The 15,492-nt window shown below is 69.6% G+C and carries 18 protein-coding genes; 9 read left to right on the forward strand and 9 right to left on the reverse strand.

Annotated elements, in window-relative coordinates; translation table 11 throughout:
* Both AC3WPZ_RS16775 and AC3WPZ_RS16780 read left to right on the forward strand, forming a co-directional pair.
* Nucleotides 1-276: response regulator transcription factor (locus tag AC3WPZ_RS16775; protein WP_492440687.1), on the forward strand; the 276-nt coding region annotated here is incomplete at its 5' end.
* Nucleotides 269-2,125, forward strand: a complete 1,857-nt coding sequence (locus AC3WPZ_RS16780) for a sensor histidine kinase (RefSeq protein ID WP_382323868.1) — start codon at nt 269-271, stop codon at nt 2,123-2,125. The genes AC3WPZ_RS16775 and AC3WPZ_RS16780, both read left to right, overlap by 8 nt.
* 18 nt (nt 2,126-2,143) lie before the next feature.
* On the opposite strand, the gene AC3WPZ_RS16785 is transcribed toward AC3WPZ_RS16780, so the two are convergent.
* From AC3WPZ_RS16785 to AC3WPZ_RS16795, 3 genes are read right to left on the reverse strand one after another with little or no spacing between them, the layout of a single operon-like run.
* Nucleotides 2,144-2,335 carry a hypothetical protein gene (locus AC3WPZ_RS16785; RefSeq protein ID WP_382159231.1) on the reverse strand — a complete coding sequence of 64 codons (192 nt, stop codon included), beginning with the start codon at nt 2,333-2,335 and terminating at the stop codon, nt 2,144-2,146.
* Nucleotides 2,336-2,342: 7 nt separating this feature from the next.
* On the reverse strand, nt 2,343-3,077 hold the full coding sequence (locus tag AC3WPZ_RS16790) for an ATP-binding cassette domain-containing protein (protein ID WP_444688636.1): 735 nt from the start codon (nt 3,075-3,077) through the stop codon (nt 2,343-2,345).
* Entirely contained in the window at nt 3,074-4,057 is a 984-nt protein-coding gene (locus AC3WPZ_RS16795; RefSeq protein ID WP_444691508.1) for a tripartite tricarboxylate transporter substrate binding protein, read from the reverse strand. Before AC3WPZ_RS16795 ends, AC3WPZ_RS16790 begins: the two co-directional genes overlap by 4 nt.
* Before the next feature lie 248 nt (nt 4,058-4,305).
* Between AC3WPZ_RS16795 and AC3WPZ_RS16800 the strand changes: the two genes are divergently transcribed.
* The 7 genes from AC3WPZ_RS16800 to AC3WPZ_RS16830 all read left to right on the forward strand — a co-directional run bounded on the left by AC3WPZ_RS16800 (nt 4,306) and on the right by AC3WPZ_RS16830 (nt 11,392).
* A complete protein-coding gene (locus tag AC3WPZ_RS16800; RefSeq protein ID WP_444688638.1) occupies nt 4,306-5,274 on the forward strand; it encodes a PQQ-dependent catabolism-associated beta-propeller protein in 969 nt (322 codons plus the stop codon).
* Nucleotides 5,274-6,458 (forward strand): ABC transporter substrate-binding protein, encoded by a 1,185-nt coding sequence (locus AC3WPZ_RS16805; protein ID WP_444688639.1) that lies wholly within the window; start codon nt 5,274-5,276, stop codon nt 6,456-6,458. The genes AC3WPZ_RS16800 and AC3WPZ_RS16805 overlap by 1 nt, the downstream gene beginning before the upstream one ends.
* On the forward strand, nt 6,440-7,282 hold the full coding sequence (locus AC3WPZ_RS16810; protein WP_382323871.1) for an ABC transporter permease: 843 nt from the start codon (nt 6,440-6,442) through the stop codon (nt 7,280-7,282). Before AC3WPZ_RS16805 ends, AC3WPZ_RS16810 begins: the two co-directional genes overlap by 19 nt.
* A gap of 2 nt (nt 7,283-7,284) precedes the next feature.
* Complete coding sequence (locus AC3WPZ_RS16815; protein WP_444688640.1) at nt 7,285-8,073, forward strand: quinoprotein dehydrogenase-associated SoxYZ-like carrier; 789 nt, start codon at nt 7,285-7,287, stop codon at nt 8,071-8,073.
* Entirely contained in the window at nt 8,070-9,035 is a 966-nt protein-coding gene (locus AC3WPZ_RS16820; RefSeq protein ID WP_444688641.1) for a quinoprotein relay system zinc metallohydrolase 1, read from the forward strand. Before AC3WPZ_RS16815 ends, AC3WPZ_RS16820 begins: the two co-directional genes overlap by 4 nt.
* A 256-nt stretch (nt 9,036-9,291) precedes the next feature.
* Nucleotides 9,292-10,989, forward strand: coding sequence for a PQQ-dependent methanol/ethanol family dehydrogenase (locus tag AC3WPZ_RS16825; RefSeq protein WP_492440716.1), 1,698 nt, complete (start codon nt 9,292-9,294; stop codon nt 10,987-10,989).
* A gap of 82 nt (nt 10,990-11,071) precedes the next feature.
* Nucleotides 11,072-11,392, forward strand: a complete 321-nt coding sequence (locus AC3WPZ_RS16830; RefSeq protein ID WP_444688642.1) for a c-type cytochrome — start codon at nt 11,072-11,074, stop codon at nt 11,390-11,392.
* A 27-nt stretch (nt 11,393-11,419) separates the two neighbouring features.
* Here the strand turns inward: AC3WPZ_RS16830 and AC3WPZ_RS16835 are convergent, their stop codons facing one another.
* From AC3WPZ_RS16835 to pqqD, 6 genes are all read right to left on the reverse strand, one after another.
* Nucleotides 11,420-12,073: a hypothetical protein gene (locus AC3WPZ_RS16835; protein ID WP_492440691.1), complete on the reverse strand. Its 654-nt coding sequence runs from the start codon at nt 12,071-12,073 to the stop codon at nt 11,420-11,422.
* Between the two features lie 119 nt (nt 12,074-12,192).
* A complete protein-coding gene (locus AC3WPZ_RS16840; RefSeq protein WP_382327035.1) occupies nt 12,193-12,717 on the reverse strand; it encodes a hypothetical protein in 525 nt (174 codons plus the stop codon).
* Nucleotides 12,718-12,729: 12 nt separating this feature from the next.
* Entirely contained in the window at nt 12,730-13,341 is a 612-nt protein-coding gene (locus AC3WPZ_RS16845) for a DUF2135 domain-containing protein (RefSeq protein WP_382323879.1), read from the reverse strand.
* A complete protein-coding gene (locus tag AC3WPZ_RS16850) occupies nt 13,316-14,053 on the reverse strand; it encodes a hypothetical protein (protein WP_382323880.1) in 738 nt (245 codons plus the stop codon). The genes AC3WPZ_RS16845 and AC3WPZ_RS16850 overlap by 26 nt, the downstream gene beginning before the upstream one ends.
* Nucleotides 14,050-15,177 (reverse strand): pyrroloquinoline quinone biosynthesis protein PqqE, encoded by a 1,128-nt coding sequence (gene pqqE / locus AC3WPZ_RS16855; protein ID WP_382323881.1) that lies wholly within the window; start codon nt 15,175-15,177, stop codon nt 14,050-14,052. The genes AC3WPZ_RS16850 and pqqE overlap by 4 nt, the downstream gene beginning before the upstream one ends.
* Nucleotides 15,161-15,424, reverse strand: a complete 264-nt coding sequence (gene pqqD, locus AC3WPZ_RS16860) for a pyrroloquinoline quinone biosynthesis peptide chaperone PqqD (RefSeq protein WP_382323882.1) — start codon at nt 15,422-15,424, stop codon at nt 15,161-15,163. The genes pqqE and pqqD overlap by 17 nt, the downstream gene beginning before the upstream one ends.
* Nucleotides 15,425-15,492 lie beyond the last annotated feature (68 nt).

Here is a 15,492-nt window from a genome sequence, read left to right on the forward strand (position 1 = left end):
GTATTGGCCAAGTACGCCACCCGCCAGGCCGTCGTCCCGCCCCCCGCCGCCGCGCCGCCGCCGGTCGAACGCCCGCCCTTGTCGCGCCGCGAGCAGGAGGTGCTCGGCCTGATCGCCCGAGGCTTCTCGTACCAGGAAATCGCTGTCCTGCAGGGCGTGAGCGTGCACACGGTGCAGGCGCACATCAAGAGCCTGTACAGCAAGCTGGCGGTGCATTCCAAGATGGAGGCGGTGTTTGAAGCCACGCGCATGGGCATGTTGCCTCGGCATGACTGAGGGCATCGGGTGGCGCTGGCTGGTGTGCCTCAGTCTGGCCCTGGGCCTGACGGGATCGCTGCACGCCGATGATCGGGAAACGCCCCATCACCCCGCATTGGAGCTGCGCGAAGCCCAGGCCACCGTGGTGGTGGACGATCGCATCGAGCAGCGCCTGCTGACCCTGCCTTACCACTGGGACCGGCACCATCCCGGCCGAGCCGGCCGGGCGACCTTCGACCTGAGCTTCACCTTGCCCGAGGTGCCGCAGGAGCCCTGGAGCATCTACCTGCCCCGGCTGGGCAACGCCTACGAAATCTGGCTTAACGGCATGCGGGTGCAGCACGAGGGCGACATGCTGCGGCCCAACGGGGCCGACTACGGACAGGTGCCTCGCATGGCGCCGCTGCCCGCAGGCCTGCTGCAGCGACACAACACCCTGCAGGTGCGGGTGCGCGCCGACGTGGGCCGCCGGGGTGGGCTCTCCACCGTCTGGATCGGGCCACGGGAGGCGGTCGTCGCGAAGTACGCCGAGGCCCATCGCTGGCGGGTGACGGGCTCGATGGTCGTGGTCGGCTTCAGCCTCCTGGTCGGGCTGATCTCGCTGTCCCTGTGGGTGACTCAGCCCGACCTGTCCAACACGGTTCACCAGCGGCGCGACCCGCTGTACCTGTATGCCGGCCTGGCCGAACTGTTCTGGGCGGTCCGCGTCGGCGATGTGCTCATCGAGAACCCGGTGCTGGCCTGGCCCTGGTGGGGCGTTGTGCCGGTGGTGGCGCTCGCGGTCTGGAGCTGGAGCATGGGGCTGTTCTGCATGAACGTGGCGCGCTGGGAGAATCGGCCGGCCGGGCGCCTGATGGCCACCTGGCTGACCGCCCTGATGCTGGCCAGCGGGCCCATGGCGATCTGGGCACTGGGCTTTGGTCACCCGCTGGCGCTCACGGCGTGGTACGCGGCGCTGGGCCTGACCTTCCTGTTGTTCGGTGCGGTTTTCCTGGGCCAGGCGCTGCGTGGCGCCAGCATGCCTCACCGGGTGGTGGCGCTGGCGGTGCTGCTCAACGTGGCGGTGGGGTTTCGCGATCTCTACGTGTTTCGCATCGACCCGACCTACGCCGACAGCAGCCTGATGCGGTATTCGTCGGTGGTGTTCGGCCTGGGGCTGGTCTACATCGTGATCGAGCGGTTCCGGCGGGTGTCGGCCCAGGTGCGCGACCTCCTGAACACCCTGGCCGCGCGGGTGAGCGAGAAGGAGCGCGAGCTCGCCGAGACCTACCGGCGGGTGGAGCAACTGGCCCGCGAGCAGGAGCGCACCTTCGAGCGGACCCGCATCTTGCGCGACATGCACGACGGCGTGGGAGCCCACATCAGCTCGGCGATCCGGCAGCTCGAGTCGGGCCGGTCCAGCCAGCAGGAGCTGCTGCAGACGCTGCGCGACTCGCTGGATCAGCTCAAGCTGTCGATCGACGCCATGAACCTGCCGCCGGGCGACGTGACGGCGCTGCTGGCCAACCTGCGCTACCGCCTGGAGCCTCGCCTGCAGGCCAGCGACATCGCGCTTCGCTGGGCGGTGGAACTGATCGAGCCGCTGCAGCGGCTGGACGCCGGCGCGATGCGCCAGCTGCAGTTCATGGTCTTCGAGGCCTTGTCGAACGTGCTGCAGCATGCGCAGGCAACCGAGCTGTGCATCGAAGCCGTCGCGGCCGAGCAGGGTGTGCGCCTGCGCATCGTGGACAACGGCCGAGGGTTCGACGCCACCGTGGCGTGGCGCAAGGGACTGCTGGCGATGCGGGAACGCGCCCGCGCGATCGGCGCGGTGCTCTCTCTTCAGAGCGCGCCGGGTCGCACGGTGGTCGAGATCCAGTTGTCCTGACGGTTCGGCGGACGCATCTCACCCCGCCAGGTTGCGAAAGAAGTAGCGCGCCAGCGCCACCCAGAAGTCGCCCCCGGAGTGCTGTTGCCACAGCAACGAGATGTCGGCGAAGCCCTTGTGGAAGATCATCGCGAGCATGCCCGTGAGGCCCAGGATGCCCACCACCTGCAGGGCGGTCTTGAAGCGGGCGTCCGGGTCTTTGTCGGGCATGCCCTGATTATGGCGGCCCGAGCTGGCGCAGCACCTCGGCCTGAAAGTCCGCGCCTTGTGCCTGCGCCATGAAGGCCGGGATCGAGCCCTCGAAGCGCACCGTGCCCTGGTGCAGCAGCATCAGGCGGTCGGCACCGTGCACTTCCTCGATCAGGTGGGTGGCCCACAGCACGCCCATGCCCCGTGTGCGGCACAGCGTGCGCACGGTGTCGAGCAACTGCTGGCGCGAGGCCGGGTCCAGGCCCACGGTGGCTTCGTCCATCAGCAGCACGCGTGGCTCGTGCAGCAGCGCGCGCACCAGCTCCACCTTGCGCCGCGTGCCGCCCGAGAGGCTGCGCACCACGGCGCGCGCCTGTTCGCCCAGGCCCATGGCATCGAGGTGCGCCGCGATGCGCTCGCGCGCCTGCGCGCGCGGGAGGCCGTGCAGGTCGGTGTGGAACAGCAGGTTGGCCATCACCGACAGGTCCAGGTCGAGCGCGCTCTGCTGGAACACCACGCCCAGCCCGGCCAGCGCGCGGCTGGGGTGGCGGCACATGTCGTGGCCCAGCACCTCGATGCGGCCCTGGTCGGGCGTGAACAGGCCGGTGAGGAGTTGCAGCAGCGTGGACTTGCCCGCGCCGTTGGGACCGAGCAGCGCGAGCACCTCGCCGGCCCGCAGTGCCACGTCCACGCCTTTCAACGCGGGCTTGCCGGCGTAGGCCTTGTGCAGGCCGCCGGCCTGGAGCAGGGTGGTGGGGTTCATCCCGTCGCTCCCATCGGCCGGGCCAGCAGGTTCATGCGCTGCAGCAGGCGTTTCTCGCGCTCCACCGTGTCGCGCACGGCCTGCCGGTAGTCGCGGGTGTTGAGGTAGTCCAGCGTCTGGTCGTAGCGCGCCAGCTCGCGCAGGTGGCGCTCGCTCTGCATCGCGCGGGCGAAGGCGTCGTGCAGTTTCCGCACCACCGGCTCGGGTGTGCCGCGCGGCGCGGCCAGACCCCAGGGCGAGGTGTAGACCGATTGCGGGTAACCCAGCTCGCGCAGCGTGGGTGCGTCGGGCCAGCGCGGGCTGCGCTGCGCGCTGAAGATCGCGAGCACGCGCATGCGGCCCTGGTCCACCCAGGGCGCGAAGCCGGTGGAGTTCACGCCCGCCATCAGCTGGCCGCTGGCCACCGCGAGCATCTGGTCGGCGGTGCCCCGGTAGGGCACGTGCACATAACGGATGCCGCGCTGCAACAGGATCTCTTCCATCGCCAGGTGGGCGGTGGTGCCGATGCCGGTGGAGCCCAGGATGAGTTCGCCCGGGTGATCGCGCGCCCAGTCGAGCATCTCGGGCAATTGCCTCCAGGGGCTGGTGCTGGGCACCAGCACGCCGAAGGTGGTGCCCGAGACCTGCACGATGGGGCTGAGATCCGTCACCGGGTCCCAGGGCACGGGGTTCATGAGCGCGTGCCGGTACACCGTGATGGGCACCTGGCCAATGGTGTGGCCGTCGGGCTCGGCGGCCTTGAGCAGCGGCGCGACCTGCGTGCCCGCCGCGCCGGGCCGGTTGATGACCACGATGGGCTGGCCCAGCAGGGGCTCGGCTTCCTCGCACAGGATGCGCAGCGTGAGGTCGGTCGCGCCGCCGGCGGGCCAGGGCACGATGAGCTGCAGGGGCCGGATGGGCCAGGCCGCCGTGCTGGCCAGCGACGGGCCCGCCGAGGCCGCCAGCGCCAGGCCCCAGGCCAGCGCACGGCGGCGTGTCACAGAACAGTGTTCCTTGCTGGAACAGTCGGGAGGGCCGTGGGGCAGTCGGGTCATGCGGTGCGGGCCTGCGAAGCCGTGTGGTCTCAGGGTTTGTCCGTAGCGATCGGGTCGCCAACGGGGTGTTTGGGGCAGGTCAACGCAATTTCCATTCCCCCACTGGCGCTGGCATCGAATTTGCGGAACAAGGGCAGCGGCGCCACCCGGGTGACCGCTGTGCCACCCACAAGACCCCTTCAGGAGACACCGACATGACCCGCCCGCTTCGCCTGCTCACCCTTGCCACCCTGCTGGGCTGTGCCACCCTCGCCATGGCCCAGGGCAAGGTGTATGTGTCCAGTGAGAAGGACAACAAGCTCTATGTGTTCGACGCGAAAGGCGAGCGCCTCGCGGCCATCGACGTGTGCAAGCGGCCGCGCCACATGATGTTCAATGCCAGCCGCAGCCAGCTCTACGTGTGCTGCGGCGACAGCAACCAGCTTGGCGTGGTCGACACCGCCAGCGGCAAGATGACCGGCACTGTTCCATTGGGGGACAGTCCCGAGATCTTCGACCTCAGCCCCGACGGCAAGACGGTGTACGTGTCGATCGAGGACGAGAACGTGATGGCTGCCTACGACCTGGCGAGCAAGAAGCCCCTGTTCGAGGTGAAGACCGGTGGCGAGCCCGAGGGCGTGCTGATCACGCCCGACGGCAAGTTCGCCTACGTCACCTCCGAGGTGGCCAACGTCGTGCACGTCATCGACCTGGGCCAGAAGAAGGTGATCAAGAACATCAAGGTGGGCAAACGACCGCGCCGCTTCGTGCTCGCCGCCGGCGGCGCCGAGCTGTGGGTCAGCAACGAACTCGACGCCACCGTGAGCGTGGTGGACACGAAAGACCACAGCGTCAAGGGCACGGTGAAGTTTGCGGTGAAGGGCATGCGCGAGGCCGACATCACCCCCGTGGGCATGGCGCTGAGCCCGGACGGCAAGACCCTGTGGGTCGGGCTGGGCCGCGCCAACCACGTGGCAGAGGTGGACGTGGCCACGCGCACCGTGGGCCGCCAGGTGCTGGTGGGCAAGCGCGCCTGGGGCCTGACGGTGCACCCCGACGGCAAGACGCTGTACGTGACCAACGGCCTGTCGGACGACATGACCCTGGTGGACACGGCCGGCGCCAAGGCGGTGAAGACGGTGGCCGTGGGCCGCGTGCCGCACAGCGTGATCGTGGCGCCCTGATGTGGAAAGCCCCGCTGCTCGCGCTGGCCGCCTTGCTCGGTGCGCCGTCGGTGCACGCCGCCGCGGTCAAGCTGACGGTGGCTGTGGTCTCGCTGGCCGATGACGCGCGCTACGCGCCGCGCCGCCTGGAGCGCGCCTACCCCGGCCACCCGCAGGGCCGGGCGGTGCAGGGCGTGCGGCTCGCGCTGGAAGACGCGGCGTTCGAGCTGGACGCCGCCGGCATCGAGCTCGCGCTGCGCGAGGTGGTGCTGCCCGATGCGGCGGCGCTGCCCAAGGCCCTGGCCGAGCTGAAGGCGGCGAAGGTGCAGCACCTCGTGGCCGACCTGCCGCTGGCCGAACTGCGCCAGCTGGTGCAGAGCGCGCCGGCCGCGCTCGGTGGTGCCATGGTGTTCAACACCGGGCTGGACGACGACAGCCTGCGCGCGCAGGGCTGCGCCGCGCACCTGCTGCACACCCTGCCCAGCCGCCACATGGCCAGCGATGCACTGGCGCAGTACCTGGCCGCGCGCAACTGGCGCAAGGTGTTGCTGCTGCAGGGGCCGGAGCCGGCCGACCTGCTCATGGGCGAGTCCTTCACCCGCGCGGCCAGGCGCTACGGCCTGAAGATCGTGCAGAGCAAACCCTTCAAGCTCACCGGCGACCCACGCGAGCGCGACCTGGCCAACACCCGGCTGCTCACCGGCGAGCGCGAGCACGAGGTGGTGGCCGTGATGGACGCCGACGGCGAGTTCGCGCGCACACTGCCCTACGCCACGCAGTGGCCGCGCCCGGTGGTCGGTGCCAGCGGCCTGGTGGCCAGCGCCTGGCATGCGCAGTGGGAGCGCAACGGCGGGCCGCAGCTCTCGCGCCGTTTCCAGAAGCTCGCGCAGCGCCCCATGCGGTCGCACGACTGGTCGGCCTGGGTGGCGGGCCGCGCGGTGGCGGCGGTGCTGGTGGACGACCCCAAGGCACCGCTGGCGCAGCAGTTGAAGAAGCTGCGCGGCGGCAGCGTCTTCATCGACGGCTTCAAGGGCCCGCGCCTGTCCTTCCGCGCCTGGGACGGGCAGTTGCGCCAGCCCGTGTTCCTGAGCCACATCGACGGCGTGGCGGGCGTGGCGCCGCTCGACGGCGTGCTGCACCCCAAGGACGTGCTGGACACGCTGGGCGTGGACGAAGCGGAGACCGCATGCCGGCAACGCCCCTGAGCCCCCTGGCCGCGCCCTCGCTGCCGCTGCACCTGGCGCGCGCGCTGCGCGCCGTGGTCGGTCGCGAGCTGGGCCGCTTCCTGCGCCAGCCCACGCGCCTGGGCTCGGCGCTGGTGCGCCCGCTGCTGTGGTTCGTGGTGTTCTCGGCCGGCTTTCACAACGTGTTCGGCGTGGCCATCATCCCGCCCTACGAGACCTACATCGAGTACCAGGTCTACATGGTGCCGGGCCTGCTGGGCATGGTGGCGCTGTTCAACGGCATGCAGAGCTCGCTCTCCATGGTGTACGACCGCGAGATGGGCGTGATGCGCCTGCTGCTCACCGCGCCGCTGGCGCGCGGCTGGCTGCTGGCCTTCAAGCTCCTGGGCAGCACCGTGCTCTCGGTGCTGCAGATGGCGGTGTTCCTGCTGATCGCGCTGGCCTTCGGCGTCGAGCTGGCCTGGGCGCATCTGCCGGGCCTGTTGCTGGCCATGGCCTGCGCCGCCGCGATGCTGGCCGCGCTGGGGCTCGTGCTTTCGGTGTACGTGAAGCAGCTGGAGAACTTCGCCGGCACCATGAACTTCGTGATCTTCCCGATGTTCTTCATCAGCCCTGCGCTGTACCCGCTGTGGAAGCTGGAGGAATCGGGCGCCTACTGGCTGCTGAAGATCGCGGAGTTCAACCCTTTCACCCACGCGGTGGAGGCCATGCGCTTTGCCATGGTTGGGCAGTTCAACGCCGTGGCCTGGGCCGTGGTGCTGGGGTGCACCGCCGTGTTCTTCGTGCTCGCGCTCTGGGGCTACGACCCGCAGCGCGGCTTCATCCGCCAGAAGGGCGGGGGCTGAGCATGCTGCGGCGCCGAACCTTGTTGTGGGGTGGTCTGTTGGGCGCGCCGCCGCTGTGGGCTGCCGCCGAAGACCGCACCGGGGGCGACCCGCTGGGCTCCATGCAATGGCCCACGCTGCGCCAGCAGTACCTGCGCGATGCGCCCATGGTGTTTTCCGAGGCGGTGACGGTGCGCGGCCCGGCCTTCGCGGACGACGCGATGAACGTGCCGCTGCTGGTGGACGCGCGCGGCCTGGCCCGCACGGGCGGCGGTGTGGCGCGCATCCTGGTGGTGGTGGACCGCAACCCGGTGCGCGAGGTGTTGGCCTTCGAGCCCTTGCGCGCGCTGCCCATGCTGGCGTTCCGCATCCGCATGGAACAGGCATCGCCGGTGCGCGCGATGGTGCAGACGGCGGACGGCCGCTGGCACGTGGGCGGCACCTGGGTGCAGGCGGCCGGTGGGGGCTGCACGGTGCCCGGCGCCACGCGCGCCGACGGCTCGTGGAGCCGCACGCTCAACCAGGTGCAGGCGCGCTTCTTCCCGAATGTGATCGAGGGCAGCCGTCGCCTGCGCGTGCGCGTGATGCACCCGATGGACACCGGCCTGGTCGCGGGCATCCCCGCGTTCTACATCGAGCAGCTGCAGCTGGTGGACAGCGCGGGCCAGGCCTGGTGGCGCCTGGCCCTGCACGAGCCGGTGTCGGAAAACCCGCTGCTCACCTTCGAGCTGCCGCCGCAGCACGTGGGCGGTTTCCGCCTGACCGGGCGCGACAACAACGGCAACCGCATCGATGCCGAGGTGCCCGCGTGACGGTGCGCGGCGCGCTGGCCTCAGCGGCCCTGCTGTTCGCGGCCATGGTCCACGCGCAACCGCAGCCCGACGTGGCGCGGCTCGACCACGGCCTGCGGCCGCGCCAGGTCGCCGAACACACCTGGGTGATCGAAGGCGCGGTGGCCGACTTCTCGCGCGCCAACGGCTGCAACATCATCAACACCGCCTTCATCGCCACGGGCGAGGGCGTGGTGGTGGTCAACACCGGTCCTTCGCGCGGCTATGGCGAGCAGCAGCGCCGCGCCATCGAACAGCTCACGCACGAACCGGTGCGCCACGTGTTCAACCTCAACCTGCACCCCGACTACTTCTTCGGCAACCAGGCCTGGGCCGACCGCCCCACGCAGGCCCTGGCCGGCAGCATCGCAGGCATGAAAGCCGAGGGCGCGGCCTACGCCGACAACCTCTACCGCCTGTGCGGCGACTGGATGAAAGGCACCGAGCCCACACCGGCACGCGAAGCCATCGAACCGCGCACGCTGAGCCTGGGCGCACACACGCTGGAGCTGCGGCGCCTGAGCGGCCACACCGGCGATGACCTGGTGCTGATCGACCACCGCACCGGGGTGCTGTTCGCCGGCGGCCTGGTGTTCGCCGAGCGCGTGCCCACCACGCCGCACGCCGACCCCGCCGCCTGGCTCGCCAGCCTGGACACGCTGGCGCAATGGCTCGCCGCGGGCGAGGTGCGGCAGGTCGTGCCCAGCCACGGCCCGGTGCACAGCGGGCCGGTGGGTGTGCAGCAGACGCGCGACTGGCTGCGCTGGCTCACCACGCTCATGCAGGCGAGCGCCGAACAAGGCCTGGACCTGAGCGAGCTGCTGCGCACGCCCGTGCCCGCGCGCTTCGCCGGCTGGGCCGCGCAGCCCGCCGAGCTGCACCGCAGCCTCGTGCAGTGGTACCCGCGGTACGAACAGCGGGCGCTGGATTCGCGCGCGCGCTGAACCCTGTTGCAGGGGTTGATTCGTTTCTGAACAGTGTCACAGCCGCGACCCGCCGCGAGGCCCGGGGGTGGCGCATTTCAGGCCGGAAAACCGCTCGAAAACGCTGGCATGGATGTTGCCATTTGCTGTCTGTGCAAACCCCGACGGCTGCAGGGCCGGGGTGTTCACGGGCGGCCGGGCATGGTGCTCGGTCGCAGGCATCACACATCCACGAACGAGCAGGAGACACACTGTGAAACGCACCCTATTGAGCCTGATGATTCTGGCCGCCACCGCCCACGTGAGCGCCCAGGGCGTGACCGACGCGATGATCGCCGACGACGCCAAGACCCCCGACAACGTGTTGAGCTGGGGCCTGGGCACCCAGGGCCAGCGCCATTCCACGCTCAACGGCATCACCGAGCGCAACATCAACAAGCTCGTGCCGGTGTGGTCCATGTCGTTCGGCGGCGAGAAGCAGCGCGGCCAGCAGTCGCAGCCGCTGGTGCACAACGGCAAGATGTTCGTCACCGCGTCCTACTCGCGCATCTACGCGGTCAACACCAAGACCGGCGAGAAGCTCTGGAAGTACGAACACCGCCTGCCCGAAGGCATCATGCCCTGCTGCGACGTGATCAACCGCGGCGCCGCGCTGTACGACAACCTGGTGATCTTCGGCACGCTCGACGCGCAGCTGGTCGCGCTCGACCAGAACACGGGCAAGGTGGTGTGGCGCGAGAAGATCGACGACTACGCCGCCGGCTACAGCTACACCGCCGCGCCCCTCATCGCCGAAGGCCTGCTGATGACCGGTGTCTCGGGCGGTGAGTTCGGTGTGGTCGGCCGCGTGGAAGCGCGCGACCCGCGCACCGGCAAGATGGTGTGGACGCGCCCCGTCGTCGAAGGCCACATGGGCTACAAGGACGGCAAGGAAAACGGCATCACCGGCACCACCAACGCCACCTGGCCGGGCGAGACGTGGAAGACCGGGGGCGCGGCCACCTGGCTGGGCGGCACCTACGACGCCAAGACCGGCCTGGCCTACTTCGGCACCGGCAACCCCGGCCCGTGGAACAGCCATGTGCGCAAGGGCGACAACCTGTACTCGGCCTCGACCGTCGCGATCGATGTGAAGACCGGCAAGATCGTCTGGCACTACCAGAGCACGCCCAACGACGGCTGGGACTACGACGGCGTCAACGAATTCGTCACTTTCGACATGGGCGGCAAGCGCATGGGCGCCAAGGCCGACCGCAACGGCTTCTTCTACGTGAACGACGCGGCCACCGGCAAACTGGTCAACGCCTTCCCGTTCGTGAAGAAGGTGACCTGGGCCACCGGCATCGACCTCAAGACCGGCCGCCCCAACTTCGACGACACCAACCGCCCGGGCGACCCGACCGCCGCCGGTGGCGACGGTGCCAAGGGCAAGGCGGTGTTCTCCGCGCCGGGCTTCCTGGGTGGCAAGAACCAGATGCCCATGGCCTACAGCCCCAAGACCGGCCTGTTCTACGTGCCCACCAACGAATGGGGCATGGAGATCTGGAACGAGCCCATCACCTACAAGAAAGGCGCGGCCTTCCTGGGCGCGGGCTTCACCATCAAGCCGCTGTTCGACGACCATATCGGATCGCTGCGCGCGATCGATCCCAAGACCGGCAAGGTGGCCTGGGAAGTCAAGAACAGCGCGCCGCTGTGGGGCGGTGTGCTCACCGCCGGCGACCTCGTGTTCTGGGGCACGCCCGAGGGTTACCTGAAGGCCGCCGACGCCAAGACCGGCAAGGTGGTGTGGCAGTTCCAGACCGGCTCCGGCGTGGTCGCGCCCCCCATCACCTGGACCGAGGGCGGCGAGCAGTACGTCAGCGTGGTCTCGGGCTGGGGCGGTGCCGTGCCGCTGTGGGGCGGTGAAGTGGCCAAGAAGGTCAACTTCCTCGAACAGGGCGGTTCGGTCTGGACCTTCAAGCTCATGAAGTGATGTGGTGTTGGGGGTGGCGTGGCCCAGGCCATGCCACCCCTTTTTTCTGTCCCTTCTTTCCTTCCTTTCTCCGGTGCCCGCCATGCGTTACCTCCTGATCCTCCCCACCGTGCTGGCCGGCCTGGCCCAGCACGCCACCGCCGCCGACCTGGCCGCCGTGGAACTCGCCAAAGCCAATGGCTGCTACACCTGCCACGCCAACGCCGACAAGGTGGTCGGCCCGCCCTTCAGCGCCATCGCGGAAAAGTACGCGAGCGACAAGGACGCCGCGGCTTCGCTCGCGCAGTCGATCCAGAACGGCTCCAAGGGCAAGTGGGGCCGCATCCCCATGCCCCCGCATCCCAGCCTGAACGCGGCCGACCTCAAGACCCTCTCGGCCTGGGTGCTCACGGTCAAACCCTGAGCGCCGTCCGGCCAGGGCCGGGGCGCTTCACCTGACCCACACCGCCGTCAACCGCCCGCCGACCAGAAACCCGGGCGGCACGGTCTCCTCGCGCTCGAACTTCACCAGGCCTTTGCCCTGGCAGTACCACTCGCGGCTGGTGAGCGGCACGTCGGTGAAGCCGTTCACCGGGTCGGTGAAGAGGTTGAGCTTGGCGCGGCCCACGACCCGCAGACACGGCTTGTGCGTGCCGGTGGGTGTCTTCACCTCGTCGTCCACGGCCTCGATGCGCCAGGCCATCGGCGCGCGGTGGCTGTAGCGCAGTTCGCGCGGGTGCTCGTTGCGGCGCAGGATCAGGTAGGGCACGGTGGGCGTGGTCCATTCGGTGCCCACTTCGTAGGGCGCCTTGAGCACCCACAGCGGTTCCTTGTCGGGCGTGGGCTCGCGGTCGATGTCGGTGCGCGTGGCCACGCGGCGAATGCCTTTTTCGTCGCTCAGCAGGTGGTAGCTCACGCCGGCCGAATGGTGGCGCACCTGGGTGCGCTGGCCGGCCACGGTCTGCGGCGCGGTGACGGTGAGCGTCCATGTCTCGGGCGGTGGCGCTTCGTCGCTCTCCACCGTCACGGCGTAGACCATGCGCTCGCCCTCGATCAGCGGAAACCAGCCTTCGCCGCCACCCTGACCGCTGCAGCTGGTCAGCATTACCCAGGTTGCAACGCTCGCCGGCATCCCCTTCCAGACCCACCCTGGATCCGGCTTTGCCGGGCCCGTGGTGGGGTCCCCCGCTCGGGGGGGAAGACGCGAAGCGGCGCAGGGGGGGCTCATTTCTCCGGCAGCTGCGCGCGCGGCAGGTCGCTCAGCTTGATCTGCAGGCGGTCGTTGCCGGCCGGGCGCAGCCAGGCGAAGCCGCCCGCACCCGGCACCGGTTCGGTGCTGCCCATCTGCGTGTTGCCGTCGCGCGCCTTGCGCAGGCCGTCGCCCAGGATGCGGTGCAGGTCCTTCTCGTAAGGCAGGCGGTGCACGCGCGGCATCGCCAGCGGCTGGTTGTCCGTCATGGGATTGACCCAGATGTAGATCGCGCCGGCGTGGCCTCGGCCCGGGCTGGGTTCGTCGAACACGGCCGAGAGCAGCACGAAGCGCGGGGGCAGGGGAGCGTCGCTCGGCCAGCCCGCGATGCCCTGCAGCGTGGCGTGGCTCAGCGCGTAGAAGCCGCTGACCAGCAGCACCGCGCCCAGCTTCACGCCCCAGTGCCAGCGCGTGGCCAGCAGCAGGCACAGCAACAGGAAGGCCAGCAGCGCGTACACCAGCACCAGCCACAGCAATTGGGAAGAGACGGTGGGGATCATGGGAAGCGGTGTTCAGAGGCCCGTGCGTTGCACGATCGCGAGCGGTCGGGTGTTGAGGTCGGTCACGCTGCCGGCCTCGTCGAGGGTGAAGCGCACCAGCGTGCGCTCGTCGCCCTTGCGTGGGATCTGCTGCGTGCCGGTGTAGACGATCTCCGCCTGCGGGTTGACCTTCACCACCGCCACCGACACATCCACCGGCTGCTGGTCGCGCGAGTCGTAGTAGTGCGCGTTCACCACGTACTCGCCCGGCACCAGGCCACGCAGCGTGACGATCTCCTGCCGCACCGGGCTGCGGATCTCGCGCCCGTTGACGATCACGCTGTTGTTCTTCGCGCCCCGGTCGTCGCGGTCCAGGTGCAGCATGCCGGCGTCGCGCTGGCGGAACCACAGCGTCTTGCCGCCCGGCTCGTTGACCCAGGCGTCCACGTCGTTGGGATTGTTGTCGGGCCAGGAGATGGTGACGATGAACTCGGCCTTGGCCGGGATGTCGCCGCTCTTGCGCGCCTTGGGGTTGAAGGCGAGCAGCGCGATGACGAAACAGAAGACGAACGCGATCAGCATGTTGAACAACATGTCGTAGAACGGGTCGGTCTCGGTGTCACGGACCGCTCGGCCGATCGCCATCGCGCGCCTCCGGGGTCGGTGTGGTGGCCAGCGTGTCGGCGATGAGCGCGTCGGCGAACCGGTCCAGCCGCATGAGCTGCAGGCCCAGCAGGATGTTGCCGGTGAGGCCGGTCACGGTGGTCAGCAGCGCGATGCCCAGGCCGCCGGTGAGGTTCTTGAGCAATTGCGTGGACTGGCTCGCGTCGAAGCTCTGCACCTCGCCGAGCTGCAGCGCGAGGATGGAGAAGCCGATCACCTTGCCCAGCAGGCCCAGCTTGAGCTGGATGCCATTGAGCCACCAGGCCATTTCGTGCGGGCCGTGCGCGCGCTCGCCCAGCACCTGCAGCCAGACCGTGGGGTCGGCACCGGCCCGCGCGCAGCCGTCGCGGTACTCGGCGCTCCAGGTGTCCAGCGGGTCTTCGCGCGCGGCGTCCAGCCGCAGGCGCTGTTCGCCCAGCACCCAGGCGCGGCGGCCGGCCCAGAGCGAGCCGCCGATGAACAGCAGCACGATGACCACGGTCAGGCCCGTGGGGTCGGCGTGCACCAGCCGGTGCCAGGCGCCGGCCTGCCACAGCAGCAGGGCGCCGAAACCCACCAGGCCCATGAAGGCGAGCCACAGCAGGAAGAGACCGTGCGGCGCGTGCTCCAGCGCGAACGGGCCGCGCCGCAGCACCGGCAGGTGGCTGACCACCGCCGCGCCCAGCATGCGGTGGTGGCCGGTGGCGGTGTTCATGCCGGCACCTCGGGGTGCAGGCCGCGCGACTCGGTGTCGCTGCGGAACACGATGGGGATGTGGCGCTGCGCGGGCGCCTGCTTCACGAGTTGCACCACCTGGTCGTGGTGGGGAGACTTGCCGCACACCGGGTCGGCCTGCGCCGCGTCGCCCGTGATCTGGAAGGCCTGGCAGCGGCAGCCGCCGAAGTCCTTGTGTCGCTCGTCGCAGTCGCGGCAGGGCGGCTTCATCCAGCCATCGCCCCGGTAGGCGTTGAAGGCCTGGCTGGTCCGCCAGATGTCGGCCAGCGGCGTGTGCGCCACGTTGGGCAGGGCCAGGCCGGGCAGGTTGCGCGCGTTGTGGCAGGGCATGGCCAGGCCGTCGGGCGCGACCGAGAGGAACACCGAGCCCCAGCCGTTCATGCAGGCCTTGGGGCGCTGCTCGAAGTAGTCGGGCACCACGAACAGCAGCCGGCAGCGCGAGCCGATCTGTTCGCGGTAGCGGTTCACCACCGCTTCGGCCTCCACCAGCTGCTCGTGCGTGGGCATGAGGTGGTCGCGGTTGACCCAGGCCCAGCCGTAGTACTGCGTGTTGGCGAGTTCGAGGTATTCCGCGCCCAGGTCCAGCGCCATCTCGATGATCGGGCCCACGTGTGGCAGGTTGTGCCGGTGCAGCACGCAGTTCATCACCATCGGCCAGTCGTGCGACTTGATGATGCGCGCGACCTTCTGCTTGAGCTCGAAGGTGCGCGTGTGGCTCAGGAAGTCGTTGAGTTCGCGCGTGCTGTCCTGGAACGAGAGCTGCACGTGGTCGAGGCCGGCGGCCTTCAGGCGCGTGGCGCGCGCGTCGGTCAGGCCCACGCCCGAGGTGATGAGGTTGGTGTAGTAGCCGAGCGCGTGCGCCTCCTGCACCAGCTCTTCCAGGTCGTCGCGCAGCAGCGGCTCACCGCCCGAGAAACCGAGCTGCGCCGCGCCCAGCGCGCGCGCCTGGCGCATCACGTCCACCCACTGCGCGGTGCTCAGCTCCTGCTGGATGCGCGCGTGCTGCGTGGGGTTGTAGCAGAACACGCAGTGCAGCGGGCAGCGGTAGGTGAGCTCGGCCAGCAGCCACAGCGGCGGGCCGGGCGGTTCAATCGATCCAGCCACGGCGGCCTCCTTCTTCGAGCAGGTCTTTCACCTGGCGGCCAATGCCCTGGATGGAAAACGTGGTCTCCAGATCCTCCACGATGGCGGCCAACGTGCGCTCACCATCGCAGCGTTTCAGGATCTCGGCCGCGCTCTCGTTGAGCTGCACCATGCCTTCGGGGTAGAGCAGCACCCAGCGCTCCTGCGCGGGCTCGTACTGCAGGCGGAAACGCCGCGAGAGCTTGGGATGGGTGGAGATGGCTGTCATGGTCGGCGCAAAGAGATCGTTGGACCAGCACACACCGCGGAACTGGCTCTGCCAGGCCGCTGGTGTGG

The sequence above is a fragment of the Hydrogenophaga sp. FW305-3-2-15-A-LB1 genome (assembly GCF_058787875.1).

Bases quoted from the DNA above. Each gene is read 5' to 3' on its own strand.
- AC3WPZ_RS16845 (WP_382323879.1), bottom strand. From the start codon at position 13,341: ATGGCGATCGGCCGAGCGGTCCGTGACACCGAGACCGACCCGTTCTAC.
- AC3WPZ_RS16835 (WP_492440691.1), bottom strand. From the start codon at position 12,073: ATGCTGACCAGCTGCAGCGGTCAGGGTGGCGGCGAAGGCTGGTTTCCG.
- AC3WPZ_RS16805 (WP_444688639.1), top strand. From the start codon at position 5,274: ATGTGGAAAGCCCCGCTGCTCGCGCTGGCCGCCTTGCTCGGTGCGCCG.
- AC3WPZ_RS16800 (WP_444688638.1), top strand. From the start codon at position 4,306: ATGACCCGCCCGCTTCGCCTGCTCACCCTTGCCACCCTGCTGGGCTGT.
- AC3WPZ_RS16830 (WP_444688642.1), top strand. From the start codon at position 11,072: ATGCGTTACCTCCTGATCCTCCCCACCGTGCTGGCCGGCCTGGCCCAG.
- AC3WPZ_RS16790 (WP_444688636.1), bottom strand. From the start codon at position 3,077: ATGAACCCCACCACCCTGCTCCAGGCCGGCGGCCTGCACAAGGCCTAC.
- AC3WPZ_RS16840 (WP_382327035.1), bottom strand. From the start codon at position 12,717: ATGATCCCCACCGTCTCTTCCCAATTGCTGTGGCTGGTGCTGGTGTAC.
- AC3WPZ_RS16825 (WP_492440716.1), top strand. From the start codon at position 9,292: ATGATTCTGGCCGCCACCGCCCACGTGAGCGCCCAGGGCGTGACCGAC.
- AC3WPZ_RS16785 (WP_382159231.1), bottom strand. From the start codon at position 2,335: ATGCCCGACAAAGACCCGGACGCCCGCTTCAAGACCGCCCTGCAGGTG.
- AC3WPZ_RS16780 (WP_382323868.1), top strand. From the start codon at position 269: ATGACTGAGGGCATCGGGTGGCGCTGGCTGGTGTGCCTCAGTCTGGCC.
- AC3WPZ_RS16810 (WP_382323871.1), top strand. From the start codon at position 6,440: ATGCCGGCAACGCCCCTGAGCCCCCTGGCCGCGCCCTCGCTGCCGCTG.
- pqqD (WP_382323882.1), bottom strand. From the start codon at position 15,424: ATGACAGCCATCTCCACCCATCCCAAGCTCTCGCGGCGTTTCCGCCTG.
- AC3WPZ_RS16850 (WP_382323880.1), bottom strand. From the start codon at position 14,053: ATGAACACCGCCACCGGCCACCACCGCATGCTGGGCGCGGCGGTGGTC.
- AC3WPZ_RS16815 (WP_444688640.1), top strand. From the start codon at position 7,285: ATGCTGCGGCGCCGAACCTTGTTGTGGGGTGGTCTGTTGGGCGCGCCG.